This is a genomic window from Kitasatospora sp. NPDC057512 (assembly GCF_042802135.1).
Lineage (GTDB): Bacteria > Actinomycetota > Actinomycetes > Streptomycetales > Streptomycetaceae > Kitasatospora.
Genome location: NZ_JBHVET010001105.1, coordinates 1 through 1908, shown reverse-complemented (window position 1 = coordinate 1908; position 1908 = coordinate 1). Strand labels below are relative to the sequence as shown.

3 protein-coding genes are annotated in these 1908 nt (G+C 73.8%); all 3 read left to right on the top strand.

The genetic code is table 11. The annotated features are described in order from the left end of the window. Positions 1–338 precede the first annotated feature (338 nt). On the top strand, positions 339–530 hold the full coding sequence (locus ACFU6K_RS38060) for a hypothetical protein (RefSeq protein WP_380671099.1): 192 nt from the start codon (positions 339–341) through the stop codon (positions 528–530). 2 nt (positions 531–532) lie between these two features. After that, positions 533–889: an ArsR/SmtB family transcription factor gene (locus tag ACFU6K_RS38055; RefSeq protein ID WP_380671097.1), complete on the top strand. Its 357-nt coding sequence runs from the start codon at positions 533–535 to the stop codon at positions 887–889. Positions 890–969: 80 nt separating this feature from the next. Then, the coding region (locus ACFU6K_RS38050; protein WP_380671101.1) for a SulP family inorganic anion transporter at positions 970–1908 on the top strand (939 nt) is incomplete at its 3' end.

Genomic DNA, 1908 nt, shown 5'->3' with positions numbered 1-1908 from the left:
GCTCCGCGCCGCCCGAGAGCAGGCCGCTGGTCACCTCGGAGCTCGCCTCCAGGGGCGCGGGGACGGGCGGTCGGGGCGCCACATGCCGGCGCCGGTGTGCCGGAGTGGAGCGAATTCACGTCACGGAAAATTCGACGGCGTCCTCGCGCCCCCGGTCGCTCCGCCGCCGACGGCGGGGGAGCGGCATGACCGCTGTCGAGTACCGCGTCCTCGGGCCGGGCGGAGGTCGATGTGCAAAAATCGCAACTTGAAGAATTCTTCAAGTGCATAGATGATGCTGCCCTGTATCCGGCAGAGATGCGGTCGCGCGCGGCAGCGCCGGCGGCGAGGAGGGGCGTATGAGCGACGTATTCGACCAGGAGCTTCGCGAGCAGCTCGACGAGGCCCGCCGGCAGCGGGCCGCCGCTCGGACGGCAGGTGACGAGGACAGCGCGCAGGCGTACGCCGGACGCGTCACACAGCTCCTGCGGATCGCCGCCCAGCACGGCATCGAGGTCGAGCGCACCGCCGAGGAACAGGAAGAGGACTGAGAATGGCCGTCCCGCTCTACCAGGCGAAGGCGGAGTTCTTCCGCACGCTCGGCCACCCGGCGCGCATCCGCGTGCTGGAACTGCTCCAGGACGGTCCGCGTCCGGTGCGCGAACTGCTCGCCTCGATCGAGATCGAGCCGTCCAGCCTCTCCCAGCAGCTCTCCGTCCTGCGCCGCAGCAACCTGGTCACAGCCACCCGTGAGGGCAACACGGTGGTCTACGCGCTGAGCACGCCGGACGTCGCGGAGCTGCTGCGGGCCGCGCGCCGCATCCTCACCGAGATGATCGCGGACCAGGGGACGCTGCTCGCCGAGCTGCGCTCCGCCGGGATTCCGGACGCGGCGGAGAAGACCGCGTGAGCGCCATTCAGGCCACCCTCGTGGGTCGGGCCGCCGGACGGGTCCGGGCCGTGCTGCCGAACCGCGCGATCCTCGCCGCCATGGGGCGATCGCCGCGCAAGGACCTTCTGGCCGGTCTGACGGTGGCGATCGTCGCGCTGCCGCTCGCGCTGGGCTTCGGCGTCGCCTCCGGCGCGGGGGCCGAGGCCGGGCTGGCCACCGCCGTGGTCGCCGGGGCGCTGGCCGCGGTGTTCGGCGGCTCCAACCTCCAGGTCAGCGGACCGACCGGCGCCATGACCGTGGTCCTGGTCCCGATCGTGCACCAGTACGGCACGTCCGGCGTCCTCACCGTCGGCCTGATCGCCGGCCTGCTGCTGGTCGCCCTCGCCCTCGGCGGGGCCGGCCGGTTCATGGCCTACGTCCCCGCGCCGGTCGTCGAGGGCTTCACCCTCGGCATCGCCGGTGTGATCGGGCTCCAGCAGGTGCCCGCCGCCCTCGGCGTGACGAAGGGCGACGCCGAGAACGTCGTGGCCGTCGCCGGACAGGCCCTCGCCGACTTCGCCCGCCACCCGCACCCGGCCGCGCTCGCCGTGGCGCTCGCCGTCGCCGCGGTGATGCTCGTCGGCGCGCGGCTGCGTCCCGGCATCCCGTTCTCGCTGCTCGCCGTCGCCGCCGCGACCGCGGTGGCCGACCTCGCCCACCTGGACGTGGCGACCATCGGCCACCTCCCGGCCGGTCTGCCGCTGCCGTCGCTGGGCTTCCTCGACCCCGGCGCGGTTCCGCACCTGCTCACCCCCGCCCTCGCGGTCGCGGCGCTGGCGGCGCTGGAGTCGCTGATGTCGGCGACCGCCGCGGATGCGATGAGTGCTTCCGAACGGCACGACAGCGACCGGGAGTTGTTCGGTCAGGGAGTGGCCAACCTGGTCGCCCCGCTGTTCGGCGGCGTCGCCGCCACCGGCGCGATCGCCCGTACCGCCGTCAACGTCCGCTCCGGCGCCGTCTCCCGGCTCGCCGCCCTGGTGCACGCCGCCGTGCTCGCG

Bases quoted from the DNA above. Each gene is read 5' to 3' on its own strand.
- ACFU6K_RS38060 (WP_380671099.1), top strand. From the start codon at position 339: ATGAGCGACGTATTCGACCAGGAGCTTCGCGAGCAGCTCGACGAGGCC.
- ACFU6K_RS38055 (WP_380671097.1), top strand. From the start codon at position 533: ATGGCCGTCCCGCTCTACCAGGCGAAGGCGGAGTTCTTCCGCACGCTC.